We start from the raw sequence: 22,064 nt of genomic DNA, 5'->3' as shown, positions 1-22,064 counted from the left end.
GGTAAAGGAGCAAAAATGAAAACTGTATTAATGTCGGCGTTACTTATCAGCACATTAAGCCTGTCGGGCTGTGGCGCTTTACATACCGCTGTCGCCAAACGTAATTTAGATGTACAGACTAAAATGAGCAGCTCGATTTTCCTCGACCCGGTAGAGCCGGAGCAGCGCACTATTTATGTCGATATCCGCAACACTTCAGATAAACCTGAATTCGATCTGAAACCACAAGTAGTACAGAGCCTGCAGGCGCGCGGGTATCAGGTTATTGATAGCCCTAAACGCGCGCATTACTGGTTACAAGCCAATGTATTGCAGGTGGGCCGCAGTAATGCCCGCGATACTAACAGTGCACTTGCCGCCGGGCCGGGTATAGCGGCTGGGGCCGTAACAGGTTATGCCATTCACCGCGCAACGGGTGGTAGCTCAGGCGGTGCGACAGCCGGCGCCCTTGTTGGCGGCGCTATAGTCGGCACCGTGGTCGATGCCATGGTAGAAGATGTGTACTACAGCGTGATCACCGATATTCAGATCATGGAGCGCTTTGATGGCACTGTCAGTGAAAGCTCGCAGCATCAGTTAATCCAGGGTGATAGCGGCAGCACCACCTCCAGCTATCAGCGCCAGAGTGATATGCGCAAATATCAGACCCGCGTCGCCAGCTTTGCTAATCAGGCCAACCTGAAGTGGCCAGAGGCAGAGCCACAACTAACCCAGGGCCTGGTGCGCTCTCTGGCGGGTTTATTCTAAATGCGTAGCGTGCTGTTATTGCTGGCAGTATGGGCATTAACCGCCTGTACTGCTTTGCATACGTCGGTGTCAAAACGCAACCTGGATGTGCAGACCCGCATGAGCCAGACGGTGTATTTAGACCCGGTTGAGCCGGAGCAACGCACTATTTTTGTCGATATCCGCAATACCACTGCCGAATACCAGTTACCGCTGAATGACGATGTGCGCCAGTTTATGCTGCAGCGCGGTTATCATCTGGTGAACTCGCCAATCAATGCCCAGTACTGGCTGCAGGTCAACGTGCGTACGGTGCTAAAAGAGCGGCCCGACAAGGTATTGGCATCTGAATACGGCATGAGTGATGAAGAAATTCAGGCGATGCTCAATCCCGGTATGGCCCCACCGCCGGCACCGGAAACACCCGAGCAGCGCAGCGAGCGCTATAGCCGCAACGCCGCCGTGTTTGTCGATACCTCAGTCGGTACCAATATTGATGGCAAAGATGTTGCCCGTGCACTGGTGGTATTGGCCGCTTTTGCCGGTGCTGAGTATATCGGTAATCAGCTGGTGCAGGATAAGTATTACACCATGCTGACCGATATTCAGATTGCCGAGCGCATCGCACCGGACAGCGAGCAAAAAGTGCAGGAGTACAGCGAGCATCAGTTACTACAGGGCGACAGTGGTGCCTTTGAGCAGCTATGGCAACGTGACACTGATATGCGTAAATATCAGCTTAAAGTGGTGAGTTTTGCCAACAAAGCCAATCTGGACTGGCAGGATGCTGAGCAGCCGCTGCATCAGGGTTTATTGCGCTCGTTAGCCGGTATCTTCTGATATCCTACCAGTATTGTTCCACCGTAATGTTACCGGGGCTGCGGCGCAGGTTTTTGGTTAGTCCCAGTGCTTCCAATACCGCTTTGGTATCGGTAATCATTTGCGGATTACCGCATAACATCACCTGCGAGCGGTTAGTCAAACTTTGCTGACACGCGCTTTGCAGTTCCCCGCTTTGTATCAGCTCAGGCAAACGTTTATTCAGGGCGCCACTGTGCGCTTCGCGGGTGACAATAGGTTGATAGTGCAGCTGCCCGGGGTACTGGTGCTGGCACTGCGCTATCAACTCGCGGTAGACCAAATCGGCAAGGGTGCGCACGCTGTGCACCAGTATGACATGGTTAAAACGCTGCCAAAGCTGCGTCGTACCAAGCATCGACAGGTAAGGGCCGATACCGGTGCCGCTTGCCATCAGCCACAGGTTATCACCGGCAGGAACTTCATCGAGCACAAAAAAGCCCGATGCAGGTTGGCTGACATCCAGTGAGTCGCCCATCTTCAGCTGTTGCAGCAGTGGCGATAACTTGCCATCACTCACCGTGCTGACTAAAAATTCCAGCTCAGTGTTGCCCGGGCTGTTAACCAGTGAATAAGCGCGCTGCACGCGCCCGTCGTTGGTGTCGATACCCAAGCGCACAAACTGGCCGGCAGTAAAATCAAAGGCCGGTGCCTGCAGCTTTATACTGAATAAATTGGCATGCCAGTGATGATTAGCTGTAACGGTGCCGCTAAGCCATTGCGCCATAATCTGTGTCCTTAAGCGTGCTTTGGCTCTAGCCTAGCAAAGCTGAGCGGATACTCAAGCAAAGCCTTGGTGGGAAATAAGTGCAGCGGTGGGTAGCAAAGGCAGATAAACAGCTACAGCTGTTTATCTGCCTTACAGCTTAGCGTTTTTTGCGCAGTAAACCGAATAGCCCGGCAACCAGCAGTAGCAGGCTGGCAGGTGCCGGTACCGGGTTTGGCGGGTTGACCACTTCGGCAGAGGCAACACCATCCAGCCACAGGCTGTACATGCTGCCAACCGGGCTGCCGTTTGGTGCAGTTCTGCCATTGCCGGCGTACCAGTCAGCAATGCTGCAGGTATTCGTATTGGCACAACTGCCATTAGCCGCTAAACCGTTGAATGGATTGCCGGAAAACAGATTTTGGCCAGCGATTGGAAAATTACTAAATACGCTCATCGTAAAATAGTAAGTGCCGGCACTTAACACTGTTTGAAAACCTGAATCAAAACGGGTCTGGGTGGCCGGGTTGATATTTGGGTTATCATCATTATTCAGTAACAGATTACCTGCGCTGTCCCATAAGCTGGTAATAGGGTCGAAATTAGCATAGTCACCGAAAGAGTCGGTCCAGCCTCTGATATTGCTATCGGTTTCAACAACAAACTCGGTAATAACTACAGAGTTAGGGTTGGCCAGTTCGCCAGTGAAATGAATCAAAGCGGCATTTGCTGTGGTGCTTAACACCATGGCCGCGGGTAAAACGGTATATTTTAATAAAGCAGACACTGTGTTTTTATAACTTAACATGCGTTTTCCTTGCTCCTGTTATTATTGGCTGTATTGTTACAGCGGCGCAGCAAAGCGAAAAATATGCCATAAGTTAAATTATTGAATATAAAGTTGTTATATTGTTTTATTTGTAGCGATGTAAAATTTTCTGACAAATAATGGCAGAAAGAAATGTTTTTTAAGTCATTGTCTTAAGCAATATTGTATATTGTCCCTGTTAAAACTATTTTCCCGCATTAAGAAACACTAAAACAGCACTAAACTAAAGCGGCTACGCATGTTATGTTGTTTGGTAAAGCCATTTAGTCAGTTGAATATGAGTAACGCGTTTTTTTTCGGCGACTGGCAGGTTGAGCCTGCTGCTAATACAGTGCGCTGCGGTAAACAGGTGTATCAGCTTGAACCCAAAGCCATGGATGTGCTGCTGCTGTTGTGCAGCCATGCTGGTGAGGTACTAAGCAGTGATGATATCGCCAGTCAGTGTTGGCCTGGTACTGATACCGGCGACAACCCTTTGCATAAGATCATTACCCAGCTGCGTAAAGCACTGGGTGATAGCGCTACGGCACCTAAATACATAGAAACCATCCGCAAGCGTGGCTACCGGACCTTAGCCGAAGTACGTTTTCCGCTGGGGCAGGAACACAGTGTACAGCAGCATAGCTGGCAGCAGGGCTCGCCTTTCCCCGGGTTGCAGGCCTACGATGCACGCTATGCCAGAGTGTTTTTTGGCCGCGGCTCTCAGATAGATACTTTACTTAGCCGTATCGCACAGCAAATTCAGTTTGGCCGCGCCTTTTGTTTACTGCTCGGGCCAAGCGGCAGTGGTAAATCATCGCTGATTAACGCCGGTGTTATGCCAAACCTGATGCAGCCAGGCGGCTACAATGGCGTGCAGGTGTTATCTTTTTCAAGCCTGGATTTGGCCGATGTTGCTCCGGGGCAGCTACTGACCGATTTAGCCAGCGCCTTGCTTGACTGGGAACTTAACGATGAGCCGGTGTTTGCCGGCGACAGCGCCCAAAGTCTGGCTGAAGCACTGCGGCTGCAGCCACAGCAGGTAATCGCGCGGGCCGTGGCAAACTTACCGAAAGCTACACAGGTAAAAAGCCGTTATGCACTCTTTGTCGATCGGCTAGAGGTGCTGCTGTCATCCCCGCTGTTTAGCAACGATGAGCGCGAACAATTTACCCAACTGCTGGAGCAACTGGCTACCAGCGGTGCTGTGCTGGTGTTAAGCGCGTGCCGCAATGAGTTTTACCCGCTGCTGGTCGATTACCCAAGCTTAATTGCTGGTAAAGCCAAAGGTGCGCATTTTGACCTGGCGGCTCCGGGGCGCGCCGATTTGCTGCAGATGATCCGTTTACCCGCACTGGCGGCAGGTTTAAGTTTTGACACCGACCCGGACAGCGCCACCCCGCTCGATGAAATGCTATGCAGCGAAGCGGCCAGTAACCCTGATGCCTTACCCATGCTGCAATATACGCTGCAGGAATTATATTTGCGCCGCAGTAAAGACAATAAACTGCTGGTATCAGTCTATAAAACCCTCGGCGGCATTGAAGGCGCCATTGGCAAAAATGCCGAGCAGGCGATAGCAAAGCTATCAGCAGATGAAAAAGCCAGCCTGCCGCGCGTGCTGTCGATGCTGGTAACCCTACGTGAAGATGAAAAAAGCATCACCAGCCGCAGTGGCCGGGTGGCGCAACTGCAAACCGATGCCGAGCGGGCGCTGGTGCAAACCATGGTAGAGCAGCGCCTGTTTGTATCGCACCTGCAAAATGGCGAGCCGTGTTTTAGCATAGCGCATGAGGCATTGCTTCGGCGCTGGCCGCGGGCTACCGCCTGGATAGCAGAGCATTTTGATAGCTTAAGTGTAAAAAGCCGCCTGCAGCATTTAACCCGGCGCTGGCATACCGAGCACTACAACAGCGCTTACCTGCTGGCTGAGGGTAAACCGCTGCAGGAAGCCTTGCAGTTAAAGCAAAACCGTTTGTTCCAGCTTGATGCCGAAGAAAGCGAGTTTTTACAGGCATCTGCGCACAAGGTGCGGCTTAAGCGCTGGATAAGGCGGGGCACAGTAGCCTTGCTGTGTGTGCTGACTTTTACTGCAATAACCATGAGCGTAAAAAGCTATAAAGCCGAGTTGCTGGCGCAGCAAAAGCGGCTGGCAGCCGAAAACCTGCTCGGTTTTATGGTAGGCGAGTTTGCCGACAAGCTGCGCAGCATAGGCCGGATGGATTTACTTGATGGTATCAGCAATAAGGCATTGGAATACTTTACCGACTTTACACCCAGTGATGGCAGTTTAACCACAGAAGCCCGCCTGCAACACGGCCAAACGTTAGAGGCCATGGGCGAAGTGGCCTACTCGCGTGGCAAGACCGATGAAGCAACCGCTGCACTGCAGGCAGCCCGGGTGCAGTTAGAGGCGGTATTGGCACAGCAGCCGGATAATTTGGAGCTGTTAAAAACACTGGGCGTGAATGCTTTTTGGCTGGGGCAGATACAATACGACGCCAGTAACTGGCAGGCGGCCCAGCCAGAGCTTGAACGCTATTATCAGTACAGTGATCGCATGTTCGAGCTGGCACCGGATAATGTCGACGCCATTATGGAACTGTCCTACGCTACCAACTCACTTGGCTCTTTGGCGATGAAACAACAGCAATTCGATATTGCCCGGCAGAATTTTGAAGAGTCTTTGCGACTCAAAATGCTGGCTAAAGCTAAAAAGTTAGATTCCAGTCAATTGAATACCGACATTGCAGATACTTTTTCATGGTTGGCTAGTGCGAGTTTATCGGAAGGAAATGTGCTTTTAGCCATCGATATCCATAAGAAATTACAGGCGGAGTTATTAAACCCTCAAAGTACGCCTGAACCTTATCTACTCGATATTTTATCGAGCAGTTACCAAAAGTTGGCGGAATTGCTGATTTATCAGGGTAAAATCGCAGAAGCGCAAACCGCATCTTCACAAGGTGAACAGGCTCTATCAAAAGCAATAGAGCAAGACCCTGAAAATAGTCGTTGGCAAAGGAATAGATATTTTCTGTATTTCCAAAAATTTAATGTAAATTCAAGTTTGAGCGCGCCAGAGATAGAGCATGAGCTTCGCTTATTAACCGATGCACTGGATGCGCAGAAAAATGTACTGTCAAACACCAATCGCAAAGACATTTTGGCAAGACTGTGGCTCTCTGCCGCAGCCCAGCTACAGGATATTGGTCAATTCTCACTGAGTGAAAAGTACGCTGATTTGGCATATGTCAGTTTTGCTGAGCTCGCAGAGGAGTTTAAGCTAAACCGTAATTTTATTGCTGCGTTATCAGATAGCCAAATATTAAAAGCCAGAGCTGCTAAGGCTGCTGACAAACCTGAAGTTGCGACAGACTTGTGTCGCCAGGTGAAAGATCGTTTAGCAATAATCGTTACACAAAATAAAGAACCTCGGTACGTTATTGCATATGCAAAATCGCTGGACTGCCTCGGCGAGTTAAATAACTCTCCTGAGATTATTGCTACGCTACAGCAGAATGGCTTAGTAAATTATCACTTCTTATCCCAACCATAAGGAAATATGTTATGCCTAACACTCAAGCATCTGCGCTAATGCAGGTTATTGTTAATTTGGAAAACGGCGAGCCGGTATTTAGTTACAAGAATAGCGCCGGTCAGCCTTGTGAAGGTGATGTGACTGTTACTGAAGCCGGCACTATCACTTATCAGCTGGTCGATAATACCGGTAAAGGTTTAAAGTTTGCCGGTGTCGGTTTTACCACGCCTTTTGACGGCATTATTGATGCAATTACTGTGAGCTCCGATGGCATGTATGTGCAAATGCTTGATCTGGACCGTACGCCCGGTGAGACTAAATTTCAGTTTGTTTTAACTAATACTACAAACACCTTAATGGTATTGAGCCCTGATCCGCAAATTAAGAACGATCCGGAGTAATGTTCAAGCTTTGTTTTTTCTGATAAGCCCCGAAAGGGGCTTTTTAGTCTTTTAAATTCAATAAGATAAATCAGAAGGTTGTCGGAAGGTTTGCGCGTATATAAGTCGCTAAAGTTAGCAGCAGTAAAGCCAATAACAAGCGAGATACGCCAATGAATAAGCCGCTGACCCAACGCCAACTTTTACCCACTGCGCTAAATGATGACAGTGCATGGCCCGATAACACCGACACTGCAATGTCGGCAGATTTGGATGTCGGCGGTTTTATTCAGTACCTGGCGGAAGCCGTACTGGTGGTAAGTACCGATGGTGTGATTGAGTGTGCCAATGCCAAGGCTGCGCTGCTGTTAAACTGCGTTGCCAAACCGGTGATTGGCCGCCAGTGGACCGATTTTTTAGTCAGCCGCTGCCAACAGCAATACGATGGTTTGGTAAAACTGGTTTCAAAACGCATTTTATCGTTGCAGGCCGGGCCAACTGAAATGGCGCTGCGCTGCGCTGATGGTGAAATAAAAGATATTGAGCTGTCGGTATCGTTTTTACCTGAGCCAGAGCCGCGTCTGGTGCTGGTGATGCGTGATTTGACGCATTACAAAGCCGAATGCAACCAACTGCGTGAACTGGCGGCGACTGATGCGCTGACCGGGCTGGCAAACCGGCGGGCTTTTGATGATCAGTTGCAGCGTCATTGGCAGCAATGCACCGAGGCAAAGCGGCCGCTGAGTGTCGTCATTATTGATATCGACTTTTTTAAACAGTTTAACGACCGCTATGGCCATATTCAGGGCGATGCCTGCCTGCGTAAAGTGGCTGGGGCTATTTTGCAGGCCATGCCGGTAGATGCCAAGCTGGCAGCGCGTTATGGTGGTGAAGAGTTTGCGCTTATCCTGCCTAACCATAATGAAGTTAGAGCGTTACAGGTAGCACGTGAAGTGCAGCATGCAGTGCGCCAGTTACAGTTTACCGATGCTGGCTTACCCACCACACTGAGTGTGTCGGTAAGCCAGGGTATTGCCACTGAGATTAACGGCCAGTACCGCACCAGTATGGCGCTGTTGTGTGCGGCTGATACCGCGTTATACCGGGCAAAATCAGATGGCCGTGACTGTATTAACGCCAGTTGCTAAATAAGCCTGCTGTCAGGCAAATACGGTAACGGTCTGGCGGCTTATCGCTGCCAGTTTACCATCGGGCTGCCAGAGCTTAGCGGCAATATGATGATAACCGTCGCTGCCGTATTCAATTTCGGCCAGATAACGCCACCAGTCGGTATTGGTAAACGGCAAATCGTGGGCGACAAACTCTATGGTCCAGGTTAAAGAACTGGCCGGTGCAGGTTGGTTTAGTAATGTCAGGCTAACCGGTGGCCAGGCGTCGACCAGTGCCAGTAACTCCGGAATACCAGCTTGCTGGCTTTCATTGCCCGCCATGCGGATATCACCGCCAAGTATGCGCTGTGAACTGCCGGCAAAAGGCAAGGTGCCTTGCGCTATGCGGTAATCAAAGTGGCGGGTAAACTCCGGTGCCGGGCCATGTTTAGGTAAACTCAGTACCTCTTGTTGTGGCCATTGTGGCGCAACATCGGCTGTCAGGCTATAGGCCGAGTCACGTGCAGCGCCAAAACTGGCCAGCAGCACCAGTGCCACCTGACCATCCTGCTCAATTTCTGCTGTTGCCTGTATGACTGACTTGCCCTGACGCAATATACGCCGCTTTACCACGGCTGCACCGGCATTTAATGGCGCAACAAAAGACACCGATACTGAACGCAGTGGCATACCCTGTGGAATAACGGGTAGCAGATGCGCCATTGCCAGCGCAGCTGCCAAACCACCAAACACCGCGCGGCCCTGGCCCCACTGCCCGGGTACTGTAATATCTAAAATGTCTGGTTTGCCGGCAGCAAACTGCTGCATCACCTGATCAAACTGCATAGCGGGGCTCCTGAAAAACGTAATACTAATGTGCCAGCAACGACGCCAGCATTTTAAGGCTGAGTAACAGCAATAAGATACCAAATAACCGCTTGAGTGTTGCCACCGGCAGTTTGTGCGCCAGTTTGGCACCAAGCGGGGCGCAGATAAAACTGGCCGCCGACATCAGCAGCACGGCAGGCAAATATACCAGACCCACGGTAAACGGCAATTCAGCACCGCTTTGGCTGTTAAGCAGATAACCGGCGGTACCGGAGATAGAAATCGGTAAGCCTACTGCGGCAGAGGTGCCGATGGCCTTTTTAATTTCAACACTACGCCAGCTCAGGTAAGGCACAGTAAGCGAGCCGCCGCCGATAGACACCAGGGCCGATACCGCACCGATACCGGCGCCGGCTGCTGCCAGTTCAGCATTGCCAGCAGTTTTACCGCCAGCTGTAGGCGTTTTCGCCCGCAACATAGTAAAGGCGACATAGCCCATAAACAGCGCGAAAAAGCCAGCCAGATACAGCGAGCTGATACGGGCGGCAACAAAGGTTGCGGCAAAAGTGCCGACGATAACACCCGGTGCCATGGCTTTAACCACGGGCCAAATTACACCACCGCGGGCATGGTGCGCCCGCATGCTCGACAGTGATGTCATGACAATGGTGGCCATAGACGTACCCAGCGCCAGATGCACTACTGCCTCGGGTGCTATACCCTGAGCCAGAAAAATACTGGTCAGCAGGGGTACCATGATGCCGCCGCCGCCAATACCCAATAAACCTGCCATTACACCGGCAAAACACCCCAGCGCCAGAAAGGCCAATATCCACTCAATTGCCATCTTTGGCCTCCTTGTAAAAACTGGCAGGCAACATACCCTGATTTAACAAAACTGGCAAAAAATTGCGGCAGGAAAACCGCAAGCGCAGAAGTTTGGTTGTTACGCTGCTGGCAGTCATAATTCTGCCTTAATGCCATGCTATAACTGCGCCCGCTATGGATAAATACTTATATTTCTTACGTCATGCAACGGCAGAAGTGATCCGGCCCAATCAGCTGGATATAGACCGTTGCCTGATTGAAAAAGGCCGCCTGCAGGCACGAAGGGTCGCGGCTTTTATGCAGCGCTATGCGATTACGCCTGAAGCTGTATTTAGCAGCCCCTACCCGAGGGCGGTGCAAACGGCCGCAATAGTGCGCAAAGAAGCCGGTTTAGCGCAGGTACAGGAGCTGCCCTGGCTGGCACTGGAGACGGGCGCTGTGACGTCATCTACGCTGCTTCGGCAATTGCTGCCTAACTTGCCAGCCCATGCGCTGCTGGTGGGCCACGAGCCGGATTTATCGGCGCTGATCAGCCGCTTGCTCGATAGCGGTGGCAGTGCCTTTAAAATTAAAAAAGCCTCACTAACCTGCCTGTGTTATCAGCACGATAGCCAGAGCTTTCAGCTGGAATGGTCAATACCGGCTAAATTTATGTAGTTTTCTACCTGCGGCGTTAACCGTTATAGTGCAGGCTAAGGTGGAAGCCGGGACTTATTCAATGGCCGATTTTCTGTTTGTTTATGGCACGCTACGCCGTGCCTGTGCTCATCCTATGCATGCCGTGCTGGCTGCTGACAGCCGTTATGTGGGTATCGCGCATTATCAGGGCAAACTTTACCGTGTAAGCCATTACCCTGGCGTAGTGCCCTCAGATAATCCGGCGCAGCAGGTAGTGGGCGAGGTGTATCAACTGTTTAAACCTTTGCAAACGCTGGCTGAGCTGGATCGCTACGAAGAGTGCAGTGCAGATTTTCCTGTCCCGTGCGAATACCGCCGTGTACTGCAGCAGGTTACACTGGAAAATGGCAACAGCGTCAATGCTTGGGTGTATCTGTATAACCTTCAGCTTAGTGGCTTGAAACAGATAGTCAGCGGCGATTATCTTGATGGTTTGCTCTGGTAATAAAAAAGGCCGCAATGCGGCCTTTTTAGTAATTAAAGCAGTGCTTAGTGGCGCCTGCTGTTAGTGTCTGAAATGACGCACGCCGGTAAATACCATGGCCATACCGTGCTCGTCGGCGGCAGCAATAACTTCAGCATCGCGCATTGAGCCACCTGGCTGAATTACCGCTGTAATACCTGCAGCTGCGGCAGCGTCGATACCGTCGCGGAACGGGAAGAACGCATCAGATGCCATTACCGAGCCTTTTACTTCCAGGTTTTCATCAGCGGCTTTAATGCCAGCAATTTTTGCGCTGTAAACGCGGCTCATCTGGCCGGCGCCAACACCGATGGTCATGCTGTCTTTTACATAAACAATGGCGTTTGATTTAACAAACTTGGCTACTTTCCAGCAGAACAGTAAGTCTTTTAATTCCTGCTCGGTTGGCTGGCGCTTAGTAACGACTTTTAAGTCACTGGCGGCCACTTTGGCCTGATCTCTGTCCTGCAGCAGCATACCGCCGTTAACCTGTTTGATATCCAGCGCGGTAGTTGCGTTGCTGAACTCGCCACACACCAGCAAGCGTACGTTTGGCTTGGTGCCAACCACAGCAACAGCGGCGTCGGTTGCGTTTGGTGCAATAATCACTTCAACAAACTGGCGGCTGACAATTTCTTTGGCCGTGGTTTCGTCCAGCTCGCGGTTAAAAGCAATAATGCCGCCAAAAGCTGAGGTTGGGTCGGTTTTATAAGCGCGGTTGTAAGCGTCTAAAATGCTGTCGCCAATCGCCACGCCACACGGGTTTGCGTGCTTTACAATAACACAGGCTGGCTCGGCAAATTCTTTAACACACTCCAGTGCCGCGTCAGTATCAGCGATATTGTTGTACGACAGCGCCTTACCTTGCAGCTGTTTAGCGGTAGATACAGAGGCTTCAGTCGCGCCGTCCTGCACATAAAATGCAGCGCTCTGGTGGCTGTTTTCGCCATAACGTAAGTCTTGTTTTTTCACAAACTGAGCATTGAAAGTGCGTGGAAATTTGCTGGCTGGTTCAGTTGGTGTGTCGTACGCTGGCAACATAGCGCCAAAATAGTTGGCAATCATGCCATCGTACTGAGCTGTGTGCTCAAACGCGCTGATCGCTAAGCTAAAACGGGTAGCATGAGTGGTAGCGCCGCCGTTGGCCTGCATTTCAGCCAGTACCATATCGTAGTCTTTGGCATTAACGATAATGGTCACGTCTTTATGGTTTTTTGCTGCTGCGCGCACCATGGTCGGGCCGCCGATATCGATGTTTTCCACCGCATCTTCCAGCGTACAGCCCGGTTTGGCAACCGTGCTGGCAAACGGGTACAGGTTGACTACCACTAAATCGATGGGGCCGATATTGTTGTCGGCCATTACGCCTTCATCAACGCCACGGCGGGCCAAAATACCACCGTGAATTTTAGGGTGCAGGGTTTTAACCCGGCCGTCCATAATTTCCGGGTGGCCGGTATAGTCAGAGACTTCAGTTACCTTAATGCCTTGCTCGGCCAGTAATTTGGCTGTGCCGCCGGTTGATAGAATATCCACTTGCTGCGCAGCTAAGGCGCGGGCAAATTCTACGATACCGGTTTTGTCTGACACACTTAGCAGTGCGCGGCGGATGGGTCTTAGTGTCGTCATGGTAGACTCTCATTTAGCTTGCAGAAATCGGGTTAAAACTTAACGCCAGTTTAGCGCATGGGCAGATGTCAGCTTGCTCTAAGCTAACCGTTGAAGCCTTGGATGGCTGACAAATTCGCATGGAGCGAATTTGAACAGCATCGCTGGTCCCGCAGGGGCAAACTTCACGGATGAAGTTTGTAAAACGAGCCCCCAGGGATGGGTTTACGGCGTGTTGGCGTGAGCAAGGTGGCAGCTGCCACTAAATTCATTGAGTATTCTGTTTCTGTCCTGAGTGCCGGTGTAAATGCGGGCTTAATGCGTTAAATTCCTCAGGTGCAGTAAATAAAAAAGCACCCGAAGGTGCTTAGTAGCGGGGCGAACCCCGCGTTGGCATTAGCTCATGCCGTACTGTTTCAGCTTCTTGCGCAGCGTACCGCGGTTGATGCCCATCAGGTTAGCCGCGCGGGTTTGGTTACCGCGGGTGTATTTCATCACTTCTTCCAGTAACGGACGCTCTAATTCAGATAATACCAGTTCGTATAAATCGTTAACGTCCTGACCGTTTAATTGCTGCAGGTAGTTAGCAACAGCTTTCTGAGCTGCGGTGCTCAAAGCTTGTGGCTTTTCCTGCGTTTGTACGTGGGCGTTAGTAATAAATGGCGAAGTAACGTTCGAATTAAACATTGCTTTTCTCTTTTACGTTAGGTTGCTGCTAGTTGATGAAAATAGTCATTTAAGGCGTCAAGCTGCTGTTTAGCGCACTCAATGCCATTGAATTCACTACGAAACACACCGAGCGCATCGTGCTCGGCTAAATACCAGCCCACATGTTTGCGGGCAATGCGGTAACCTGCCTGCTCACCATAAAGCTGGTGTAAGCCCTGCACATGTTCCAGCATGATCTGGCGCACCTCTGCTACTGCAGGTGGCGCCAGTTTGTCGCCAGTGGCCAGATAATGCACCACTTCGCGGAAAATCCATGGTCTGCCCTGCGCTGCACGGCCAATCATAATGGCATCAGCACCGGTGTAATCCAGCACATAACGGGCTTTTTCCGGCCCGGTAATATCGCCATTGGCAATCACCGGGATCGACACACTTTGCTTTATCGCGCGGATGGTGTCATATTCCGCTTCACCTTTGTACATGCAGGCTTTGGTTCTGCCATGTACAGCCAGTGCCTGTATGCCGTTATCTTCGGCTATACGTGCAATCTGGACGCCGTTTCGGTTGTCAGTATCCCAGCCGGTACGTATTTTCAACGTAACCGGTACTTGCACTGCATCGACTACGGCGCGGACAATTTGTTCCACCAGCTCGGGATACTGCAGTAATGCAGAACCTGCCAGCTTCTTGTTTACCTTCTTCGCCGGGCAACCCATATTGATATCGATAATGTCGGCGCCGATATCAACATTGTACTGGGCGGCGTCAGCCATTTGCTGCGGATCTGAGCCCGCAATTTGCACCGAGCGAATACCGGATTCCTGCCGGTGGCCCATACGATTCTGTGACTTTTCGCTCTGCCACACCAGCGGATTGCTCGACAGCATTTCAGATACAGCTAAAGCAGCACCAAAGCGCCGGCAAAGCTCACGAAAAGTGTGATCAGTTACTCCGGCCATCGGAGCACAAATTACCTTGTTCGCTAACTGATATGGACCTATGCGCACCACTGAATCCAAGGCTCTACCCGTAAGGGGCGCTAAGTTTACGGATTTTTGCCGACAAAGCAAAGGCTAATATTTAAACAAAAGTGTAAATTTACTGGGGTTTGCAGTCTTGACATTCGCTAAACGGCTGAAAATTGGTGTTTTGTAAAGCAAGCGCAACGGTGTAATGCGGTGTGGCGGAAATGAAAATTGTAGGGTTGTTTAATTTGTCACCAATCATTTAGACAACAGAAATATCAAATTATGTTGTAACACTGAAACGGTTTGCTCACACCAACACGCCGTAAATACATCCCTGTAGGCTCGTTTTATAAACTTCATCCGTGAAGTTTGCCCCTGCGGGACCAGCGATGCTGTTCAAATTCGCTCCATGCGAATTTGTCAGCCATCCGGGGCTCCAACGGTTGGTTTAGAGCAAATCGTTTCAGTTCCATCTGATATTGTTGTTTATGTTCCCAACCAATCTACCTGGCCGCGCGCCTGGCGCCGCTTAATCATCAGCTCTTCTACCAGCGGCGTTAAAATCAGCTCCATTGCCAGGCCCATTTTACCGCCTGGCACCACCAGTGTATTAACGCGCGACATAAAAGAGCCGTTAATCATTTGCAGATAGTAAGGGAAATCGACATGCTTAATACCGCGAAAACGGATCACGACAAAGCTTTCATCCAGCGACGGGATGTCTTTGGCACTGAATGGGTTTGACGTATCAACGGTTGGGACGCGCTGAAAGTTAATATGGGTGCGCGAGAACTGTGGCGTAATATGGTTAATGTAATCGTCCATACTGCGTACTATGCTGGCTTGCACCGCTTCACGCGAGTGGCCGCGCTCGGAGGTGTCGCGAATAATCTTCTGGATCCACTCTAAGTTGACGATTGGTACCATGCCGATAAGTAGATCGACGTGTTTGGCCACATCGTGCTCATCGGTTACCGCACCGCCGTGCAGGCCTTCGTAAAACAGTAAGTCGGTATTGGCGCGCAGGTCTTGCCAGGGGGTAAAGGTGCCTGGCAGTTGGTTATAAGGCACAGCTTCATCGAACGTATGCAAATAATGACGGATTTTGCCGCTGCCGGTTTCGCCGTAACTGGCAAAGAAGTTTTCCAGTGCACCGAAGTCGTTGGCTTCAGCACCAAAATAGCTGATATGACGGCCTTGCTCTTTCGCTTTACGGATGGCGACTTCCATTTCAGGGCGGCTGAAACGGTGAAAACAGTCGCCTTCGACAAAGGCGGCATCAATATCCAACGTACGGAATATATGTTGAAACGCTGTCGTCGTCGTCGTCGTGCCTGCGCCGGAAGAACCGGTAATGGCAATAATAGGGTTTTTATGTGACATAGCTGCTATCCGCTGCTTTAACTGAACCTAACCTTAAAGCAACAGGCAAAGCGGGTGCAACTGTTTATTGGTAGGCGGGGTGCTGTAATGCCAGCATATAGTGCTAACTATATGCCGGCTAACGTAAAATCAGAAATGGAAGGTGGCGACTAACGGGTCGTGATCAGACGAGCGGTAGGGTGTTGGCGCGTACAACGACTTCTGTTGCTGTTCACTTTTATACTCAGTGTTGTAGTCCAGCAGTGTTGGCTCATCGGCGTTTATCGCCCAGTGTTGCATGCTCTGTAGCTGTTTTGCCAGTGCCTTGCTTGCCAGAGCGTGGTCAAGCGAGCCGGTCCGGCCACGATACACATAGGAGTAACTGTTACCTTCAGCGGCTTTCAGATATTGCCAGTCATTGCTGGTCAGCATCTGCAATGGATCTTCCAACCGGTAAGCGTTCAAATCACCCAGGATAATCTGTTTGTCCGTTTTAACGCCGGTAGGCTGGCTGCGAAGCCAGTCGCTCAGCGCTTTGGCTGAAGCAGTGCGTAGTGCATTCCAGCAGCCCTGGCCATCTTGCTGATCGGCATCAACAGCAGCGGCGTCTTTCGGGCAGCTGCCTTTGGATTTAAAGTGGTTAATGCTAACAGTCACCAGTTCATCGCTGGCCAGATGGCGGAAACTCTGTGCCAGTGGTGGCCGGCTGCCCCAGTCGAATGGTTTAGCTTTGAGCATGGCCGCTTTGCCTTCAACACTGACAGTGGCGGGGCGGTACAGTAAGGCAACTTTTATCGCATCATCACCCGGTTGTTCACTGGTAATAATAAAACGGTATGGCTTAGCGCTGACTTTATTCAGTGCCGCAGTCAGGCTGGCTAACGCGCTGTGCTGGCCATAACCATTGTTTTCCACTTCAAGTAAGCCAATAACATCGGCATCCAGTGCTGCCAACGCGGTGACCGTTTTTGCCCGCTGGCGTTCAAACTCGGCTGCAGTGCTGGCGCCGCGTTTAGTTGGAAACGCCGGGTTTTGGCCTGCACCATTAAAGAAGTTCAGCACGTTAAAGCTGGCAATACGCAGCGCATTTACTGGCTTGGCTGCGGGCGTGTCCGGCCTTGGGTTGTGTGCCTGATACACTGGCTGACGGCTTGGCACTATACGGTAGCCGCGGTCATCCTGCAGTACTATGCCTTCAACCTGGCTTAACGTATCACCAACCCGCAGAGTGTTGGCTGCACTGAGTGTATTACCGGCAAACATCACCGGATCAGGGTTTTGTTTAAGCAGACCGTCATCCAACACCAGCATATGTAACTGTTGTTGTGCAGTCAGGGCTGCGGCCTCTGCGCCGGGGCGCATAATTTCTGTTGCTACCATTAGCCGGGCGTCTGCCAGTGTTATTTCGCCGTAGCGGCCAAGATCATAGGTATCGTTTACGGTTAACGTTTGCTCAAACCGTACCAGCTCACCTTCGAGTTTTTCCCAGTCGCTAAGCTGTGCCAGCGGCAGTTTTACAGTCAGAGGGGTGACATCAGCTGTCGTCTCACACAGGGTTATGCTGCTGATATCCGTTAAGCTGGTAAAGTGTTTCAGTTCGGTGACGGTGCCGTTTATTTGCAGCTGCTGGCCGGGCTGATATTGCTCTGCTGCCTTGGCATCGGCAATAAACAGGCTGGAAGACGCACCATCAACTGCCGGCGTAGTTGCCCGCAGCATAACGCCGGCCATTTTGGTGCCCGGGTAAAGCCGGGCCGTGACGACGCCGCGGGTACTGACCTGTTGTCCGGCCAACGGGCTGGCATCTGTTGTGCCCTGTATAGTATCGATAGCGGTAAAGTTATCATTGCATGGCAGTGCATAAGCAAACTGAACGCTGAATGCGGCACTGAGTAGCGTCAGCGGCACAGAAAGACGTAATAGATTAACCATAAAGCCGTAATTCCGAATTAAAAAAGCAGTGTAGGCTGAAAGGATTAACAGACTATGACAACAGCCTTGCGCCGGTCATAGTCTGGGCTGCGACAAACTAGCCTTCAGGCCGGCAGTAAACCGGCCTGCTGTTTTAGTTTTTCTCGCGGGCGATGGCGCGATAGCCAATGTCGGTGCGGCAGAACATGCCATCCCAGCTGATTTTATCTGCCAGCTGATAAGCCGCTTTTTGCGCAGCAGTAACATTATTGCCCAAGGCCGTAGCACATAGCACCCGGCCGCCATTAGTTACCACATCATTACCGTTAAACTCGGTACCCGCGTGAAACACTTTGGCAGAGGCGCTGTCGGCACCATCCAGGCCTGATATCACTTTGCCTTTGGCGTAGCTGTCCGGGTAGCCGCCTGCAGCCAGCACCACGCCGACAGCCGCATCAGAGGTGAAATCTATGGCTTTACCAGCCAGCTGCGTTTGCGTTGCCGCTAAGCACAGCTCAACCAAATCGGATTGAAGCCGCATCATGATGGGCTGGGTTTCCGGGTCGCCAAAACGGCAGTTAAATTCCAGTACTTTGGCGCTGCCATCTTCTGCAATCATCAGACCGGCATATAAAAAGCCGGTAAACAAAGTGCCTTCGCTTGCCATGCCATTTACCGTTGGGTAAATCACGTTTTGCATTACCCAGTCATGTACTGCAGGCGTTACCACCGGGGCCGGTGAGTAAGCGCCCATACCGCCGGTATTCGGGCCTTTATCGCCGTTATCACGCGCTTTGTGATCCTGCGATGACGCAAACGGCAGGGCAGTTTTGCCATCCACCATAACGATAAATGAGGCTTCTTCGCCGGTTAAGAACTCTTCAACCACAACGCGGCTGCCCGCATCGCCGAACTTATTACCCGACAGCATATCGTCAATAGCGGCTGCGGCTTCTGCCTGCGTTTGCGCAATAATGACACCTTTACCTGCCGCTAAGCCATCAGCCTTGATAACAACAGGCAGGCCCAGTGTTTGCGCAAAGGCTTTTGCCGGTGCGGTGTCAGTAAAGTTCTGGTAAGCGGCGGTTGGGATTTTGTGGCGCGCCAGAAAGTCTTTGGCAAAGGCTTTAGAGCTTTCTAACTGAGCAGCTGCCTGAGTTGGGCCGAAAATAGCCAGCCCTTCTGCCCGAAATGCATCTACCACGCCTTTAGCCAATGGCGCTTCGGGGCCGACGATAGTCAGGCCGATAGCTTCTGCTTTAGCAAATGCCAGCAGCGCCTTGACATCATCAGCTGCTATAGCAACATTGGTCAGGTTGCTTTCGCGCGCTGTGCCGGCGTTTCCCGGCGCGACAAACACTTTGCTTGCCAGTGGTGACTGCGCCGCTTTCCAGGCCAGAGCATGTTCGCGGCCACCGCCGCCAATTACCAGTACTTTCATTTAACTTTCCGTCTGTTATGCAATAAAAATTATTCTGTTTTCGCCGGTTTGCGGAACTTAAGTGTCATGCGATCGCTTTCACCAATTGCCAGGTATTTGGTTCTGTCTTGCTCTTTTAATCGCAGAACCGGTGGCAACGTCCAGACACCACCCGCGTAATCGGCGGTATCCTTCGGGTTGGCGTTAATTTCGCTGCTGTCTTCCAGTACAAAACCGGCCTTCTGTGCCAGTTCGATCGCCAGCTGCTGCGGGAAATAACCGGTTTTAACCCAGTCACCGCTTGCTTTGGCGGCAGGTAAACGGTGTTCCACCACGCCCAGCACGCCGCCCGGTTTTAACGCTTTATAAAAATCTTTAAAAATGGCAACCATGCCGTCATTACCGCCACTGTTATACCAGTTGTGCAGGTTACGGAAAGTCAGTACCACATCGGCACTGCCGGCAGGCGCTATGGCACCGCTGTTGCCTGGGGCAAATTCGGTTAGCTGTACGCGGTTATAAACAGGATCGCTTGCCAGTTTTTCAGCAAAGGCTGCGCGGTTGCGCTTGTAATAATCTGAATCGGTCTCTGCCGGGAAGTGTGCGGCGTAGTAAGTACCGTGCGCCGCCAGTAGCGGTGCCAGAATTTCAGTGTACCAGCCACCGCCGGGGGAAATTTCTACCACAGTACTGTCTGGTTTTACGTCGAAGAAGGCCAGTGTTTCGACCGGATGACGGTATTGATCCCTGGCGGCATTCTCAGCGCTGCGATTATGATGTTTCACAGCCATTTGCAAAGCGTCGGCGGCATCATCTGCCAGAGTTAACGGGCTTAACAGAAGAGCAGACAGCATAGTAACGAGTTTTATGGTTTTCATCTTCGTGGTTCCCTGTGGTAAAAGTGGCGCTAGTGTAGCAAAAGCCTGCAGAAAAAGCAGGCGCGCTGCAGATTAATCCGCACTGAGTGGATGGCCAGACTGCTAATTTCTCATCAACAATTGGCTAAGGCTGTGGTAGAATGCCCGCCCTTTTATGCGGGATGCCTTATGTTAGATCAAATCCGTATTATTCTTGTCGGCACAACTCACACCGGTAACATCGGCTCGGTCGCGCGCGCGATGAAAACCATGGGCTTGTCGCAGTTATACCTGGTTGCCCCGAAAGAGCTGCCTGATGGCCAGGCCTATGCGCTGTCGGCCGGAGCAAGCGATATTCTGGCCAATGCCAAAGTGTTTGATACGCTACAGCAAGCAATTACTGATTGCCCGCTGGTGATTGGCAGCAGTGCGCGCTCACGCACCTTGAGCTGGCCGATGCTGGAGCCGCGTGAATGTGGTGAGCTGGCAGTAAAAGAGGCCGTGACACATCCGGTGGCGCTGGTGTTTGGTCGTGAAAGCAGTGGCCTGACCAATGAAGAGCTGCAGCTGTGTAACTACCATGTTTGTATTCCGGCGAATCCTGAGTACAGCTCGCTGAACCTGGCGATGGCGGTGCAAATTGTCACTTATGAAGTACGGATGGCGTATTTGCAAACGCAAACCACAGCTGTCAGCAGCGATGATATTGCCTATCCGACTAATGAGCAACTGGCCAGCTTCTATCAGCATCTGGAAGATACGCTGAATGAGACCGGCTTTATCATCAAGCAGCATCCGGGCGTGGTGATGACGAAGCTGAAGCGTCTGTTTACGCGGGCGCGGCCGGAAGAGGCGGAATACAATATACTGCGCGGCATTTTAACGTCCGTGCAGCGTTATGGCGCAAATGCCAAAGGCGACAAGGAGTAAAGCATGTTTGCTGGTATCAAAGAAGATATCAAAAGTGTGTTTGAACGCGACCCGGCTGCGCGCAGCAGCTTTGAGGTGCTAACCAATTATCCCGGTTTACACGCTATCTGGTGGCACCGGGTTAGCCATAAGTTATGGCGCGCAAACTGGAAATGGCTGGCACGGTTTTTAAGCACAGTCGCACGTTGGCTGACCGGGGTTGAAATTCACCCCGGCGCGAAAATTGGCCGGCGCTTCTTTATCGACCATGGCATGGGTGTGGTGATTGGAGAAACCGCGGAGATTGGTGATGACGTCACCCTATATCACGGCGTTACCTTAGGCGGCACCAGCTGGAACCCGGGCAAGCGCCACCCGACACTGGCAAACGGTGTGGTCATAGGTGCAGGCGCGAAAGTGCTGGGGCCGCTAATGGTAGGTGAGAATGCCCGTATCGGCTCCAACGCCGTGGTGGTAAAAGACGTACCTGCCGGTGCTACCGTGATTGGCATTCCGGGGCGCATTGTGGCTAAAGCTGATGTAGAAGTTAGTGATGGCCGTAAACAGTTGGCGAAAAAGTTCGGTTTTGACGCTTACGCCGTTGCTGCTGACAACCCGGATCCGGTGGCCAATGCAATAGGCCGGATGCTGGATCATATTCAGTTTCTCGATAATAAAGTCGGTGAGCTGTGTCACAGCGTCAACAAGCTCGGCGGCAATGTATGCGAGCAGGTCCCGGCCGTCGATATTGAAGAAGAAGACTTTAAACTGGCGGAGCAACGCGCCGCACAACAGCGTAAACGTGATGTCGAAGCCTTTGATCCGAATATTTAGACTGAACCTAAGCCCTGAATACCTGACTAAAGCAGTAGGTTATTAATACTTGACTAAAACAGTCAGGAAAGTAAAATAGTGCCAGTGTTTTCAGGGAGCAGACTATGAGATTAACGTCGAAAGGCCGCTATGCGGTAACGGCTATGCTGGATGTAGCCTTACACACAGCAACCGGGCCGGTGCCGCTGGCTGATATTTCCGAGCGCCAGGGTATTTCGTTATCTTATCTTGAACAATTGTTTGCCCGCTTACGTAAACAGGGTTTAGTCAGTAGTGTGCGCGGCCCCGGTGGCGGTTATCAACTCGGCCGTGACGCAAGAGCGATATCGGTATCGGATGTGATCAGCGCTGTTGACGAGTCAGTTGACGCCACCCGTTGTCAGGGCAAGTCTGACTGCCACAGCGGTACCCGCTGTTTAACCCATACCCTGTGGAGCGATTTGAGTCATCGCATCGAAGATTTTCTGACCGGCATTACGCTGGGCGAGCTGGTGAACCAGCAAGATGTTCAGGCCCTGGCCAAGCGGCAGAACAGCCGCATTGTAAAGAACCCGGCAACTGATATTGAAGTCAGCTGCCAGCTGTAGGCAACACGGAGCAA

The 22,064-nt window shown here is 51.5% G+C and carries 21 protein-coding genes; 10 read left to right on the top strand and 11 right to left on the bottom strand.

Going from position 1 to position 22,064, the window contains the following annotated elements; translation table 11 throughout:
• Positions 1 to 15 precede the first annotated feature (15 nt).
• Together AC5SV9_RS07100 and AC5SV9_RS07095 are read left to right on the top strand one after the other, a co-directional pair.
• Complete coding sequence (locus tag AC5SV9_RS07100; RefSeq protein WP_475147507.1) at positions 16 to 747, top strand: complement resistance protein TraT; 732 nt, start codon at positions 16 to 18, stop codon at positions 745 to 747.
• Complete coding sequence (locus AC5SV9_RS07095) at positions 748 to 1,566, top strand: complement resistance protein TraT (protein WP_475147505.1); 819 nt, start codon at positions 748 to 750, stop codon at positions 1,564 to 1,566.
• 4 nt (positions 1,567 to 1,570) lie between these two features.
• Here AC5SV9_RS07095 and AC5SV9_RS07090 read toward each other — a convergent pair whose 3' ends face one another.
• Both AC5SV9_RS07090 and AC5SV9_RS07085 read right to left on the bottom strand, forming a co-directional pair.
• Positions 1,571 to 2,311, bottom strand: coding sequence for a ferredoxin--NADP reductase (locus AC5SV9_RS07090; RefSeq protein WP_475147503.1), 741 nt, complete (start codon positions 2,309 to 2,311; stop codon positions 1,571 to 1,573).
• 139 nt (positions 2,312 to 2,450) lie between these two features.
• The gene (locus AC5SV9_RS07085) at positions 2,451 to 3,098 is read right to left on the bottom strand and encodes a DVUA0089 family protein (protein WP_475147501.1); all 648 of its coding nucleotides are present in this window, start codon (positions 3,096 to 3,098) and stop codon (positions 2,451 to 2,453) included.
• Between the two features lie 298 nt (positions 3,099 to 3,396).
• On the opposite strand from AC5SV9_RS07085, the gene AC5SV9_RS07080 reads away from it, so the two are divergent.
• The 3 genes from AC5SV9_RS07080 to AC5SV9_RS07070 all read left to right on the top strand — a co-directional run bounded on the left by AC5SV9_RS07080 (position 3,397) and on the right by AC5SV9_RS07070 (position 8,167).
• Positions 3,397 to 6,657, top strand: coding sequence for an nSTAND1 domain-containing NTPase (locus tag AC5SV9_RS07080; protein WP_475147499.1), 3,261 nt, complete (start codon positions 3,397 to 3,399; stop codon positions 6,655 to 6,657).
• Between the two features lie 11 nt (positions 6,658 to 6,668).
• Positions 6,669 to 7,040 carry a DP-EP family protein gene (locus AC5SV9_RS07075; protein ID WP_475147497.1) on the top strand — a complete coding sequence of 124 codons (372 nt, stop codon included), beginning with the start codon at positions 6,669 to 6,671 and terminating at the stop codon, positions 7,038 to 7,040.
• A 152-nt stretch (positions 7,041 to 7,192) separates the two neighbouring features.
• The gene (locus AC5SV9_RS07070) at positions 7,193 to 8,167 is read left to right on the top strand and encodes a GGDEF domain-containing protein (protein ID WP_475147494.1); all 975 of its coding nucleotides are present in this window, start codon (positions 7,193 to 7,195) and stop codon (positions 8,165 to 8,167) included.
• Between the two features lie 12 nt (positions 8,168 to 8,179).
• Here the strand turns inward: AC5SV9_RS07070 and AC5SV9_RS07065 are convergent, their stop codons facing one another.
• The gene (locus AC5SV9_RS07065) at positions 8,180 to 8,974 is read right to left on the bottom strand and encodes an acyl-CoA thioesterase (RefSeq protein WP_475147493.1); all 795 of its coding nucleotides are present in this window, start codon (positions 8,972 to 8,974) and stop codon (positions 8,180 to 8,182) included.
• A 25-nt stretch (positions 8,975 to 8,999) separates the two neighbouring features.
• Positions 9,000 to 9,803 carry a sulfite exporter TauE/SafE family protein gene (locus AC5SV9_RS07060; RefSeq protein ID WP_475147490.1) on the bottom strand — a complete coding sequence of 268 codons (804 nt, stop codon included), beginning with the start codon at positions 9,801 to 9,803 and terminating at the stop codon, positions 9,000 to 9,002.
• Between the two features lie 155 nt (positions 9,804 to 9,958).
• Here AC5SV9_RS07060 and AC5SV9_RS07055 point away from each other — a divergent pair, with 155 nt between their 5' ends.
• Positions 9,959 to 10,441 carry a SixA phosphatase family protein gene (locus AC5SV9_RS07055; RefSeq protein ID WP_475147489.1) on the top strand — a complete coding sequence of 161 codons (483 nt, stop codon included), beginning with the start codon at positions 9,959 to 9,961 and terminating at the stop codon, positions 10,439 to 10,441.
• A 61-nt stretch (positions 10,442 to 10,502) separates the two neighbouring features.
• Positions 10,503 to 10,907, top strand: a complete 405-nt coding sequence (locus tag AC5SV9_RS07050; protein ID WP_475147487.1) for a gamma-glutamylcyclotransferase family protein — start codon at positions 10,503 to 10,505, stop codon at positions 10,905 to 10,907.
• A gap of 60 nt (positions 10,908 to 10,967) precedes the next feature.
• Here AC5SV9_RS07050 and purH read toward each other — a convergent pair whose 3' ends face one another.
• From purH to AC5SV9_RS07015, 7 genes are all read right to left on the bottom strand, one after another.
• Entirely contained in the window at positions 10,968 to 12,554 is a 1,587-nt protein-coding gene (purH, locus tag AC5SV9_RS07045) for a bifunctional phosphoribosylaminoimidazolecarboxamide formyltransferase/IMP cyclohydrolase (protein ID WP_475147485.1), read from the bottom strand.
• Positions 12,555 to 12,929: 375 nt separating this feature from the next.
• A complete protein-coding gene (gene fis, locus AC5SV9_RS07040; RefSeq protein WP_092789540.1) occupies positions 12,930 to 13,220 on the bottom strand; it encodes a DNA-binding transcriptional regulator Fis in 291 nt (96 codons plus the stop codon).
• 17 nt (positions 13,221 to 13,237) lie between these two features.
• Positions 13,238 to 14,209 (bottom strand): tRNA dihydrouridine synthase DusB, encoded by a 972-nt coding sequence (dusB, locus tag AC5SV9_RS07035; protein WP_134057702.1) that lies wholly within the window; start codon positions 14,207 to 14,209, stop codon positions 13,238 to 13,240.
• Between the two features lie 447 nt (positions 14,210 to 14,656).
• Positions 14,657 to 15,553 carry a phosphoribulokinase gene (locus tag AC5SV9_RS07030; RefSeq protein WP_134057700.1) on the bottom strand — a complete coding sequence of 299 codons (897 nt, stop codon included), beginning with the start codon at positions 15,551 to 15,553 and terminating at the stop codon, positions 14,657 to 14,659.
• Positions 15,554 to 15,682: 129 nt separating this feature from the next.
• Positions 15,683 to 17,464 carry an ExeM/NucH family extracellular endonuclease gene (locus AC5SV9_RS07025; RefSeq protein WP_475147482.1) on the bottom strand — a complete coding sequence of 594 codons (1,782 nt, stop codon included), beginning with the start codon at positions 17,462 to 17,464 and terminating at the stop codon, positions 15,683 to 15,685.
• Between the two features lie 133 nt (positions 17,465 to 17,597).
• On the bottom strand, positions 17,598 to 18,884 hold the full coding sequence (purD, locus tag AC5SV9_RS07020) for a phosphoribosylamine--glycine ligase (RefSeq protein WP_475147481.1): 1,287 nt from the start codon (positions 18,882 to 18,884) through the stop codon (positions 17,598 to 17,600).
• A 29-nt stretch (positions 18,885 to 18,913) separates the two neighbouring features.
• The gene (locus tag AC5SV9_RS07015; RefSeq protein ID WP_475147478.1) at positions 18,914 to 19,741 is read right to left on the bottom strand and encodes a class I SAM-dependent methyltransferase; all 828 of its coding nucleotides are present in this window, start codon (positions 19,739 to 19,741) and stop codon (positions 18,914 to 18,916) included.
• Positions 19,742 to 19,909: 168 nt separating this feature from the next.
• Between AC5SV9_RS07015 and trmJ the strand changes: the two genes are divergently transcribed.
• The 3 genes from trmJ (at position 19,910) to iscR (ending at position 22,050) form a co-directional block, all read left to right on the top strand.
• Entirely contained in the window at positions 19,910 to 20,650 is a 741-nt protein-coding gene (gene trmJ, locus AC5SV9_RS07010) for a tRNA (cytosine(32)/uridine(32)-2'-O)-methyltransferase TrmJ (RefSeq protein WP_475147476.1), read from the top strand.
• Between the two features lie 3 nt (positions 20,651 to 20,653).
• Positions 20,654 to 21,463, top strand: coding sequence for a serine O-acetyltransferase (gene cysE / locus AC5SV9_RS07005; protein ID WP_134057690.1), 810 nt, complete (start codon positions 20,654 to 20,656; stop codon positions 21,461 to 21,463).
• A 104-nt stretch (positions 21,464 to 21,567) separates the two neighbouring features.
• A complete protein-coding gene (iscR, locus tag AC5SV9_RS07000) occupies positions 21,568 to 22,050 on the top strand; it encodes a Fe-S cluster assembly transcriptional regulator IscR (RefSeq protein WP_475147475.1) in 483 nt (160 codons plus the stop codon).
• The last annotated feature ends 14 nt before the right edge of the window (positions 22,051 to 22,064 follow it).

Source organism: Rheinheimera sp. ATLC3 (genome assembly GCF_059429535.1).
Note: the sequence above shows the minus strand (reverse complement) of the source record. Positions and strands in the feature narration are given on the sequence as shown.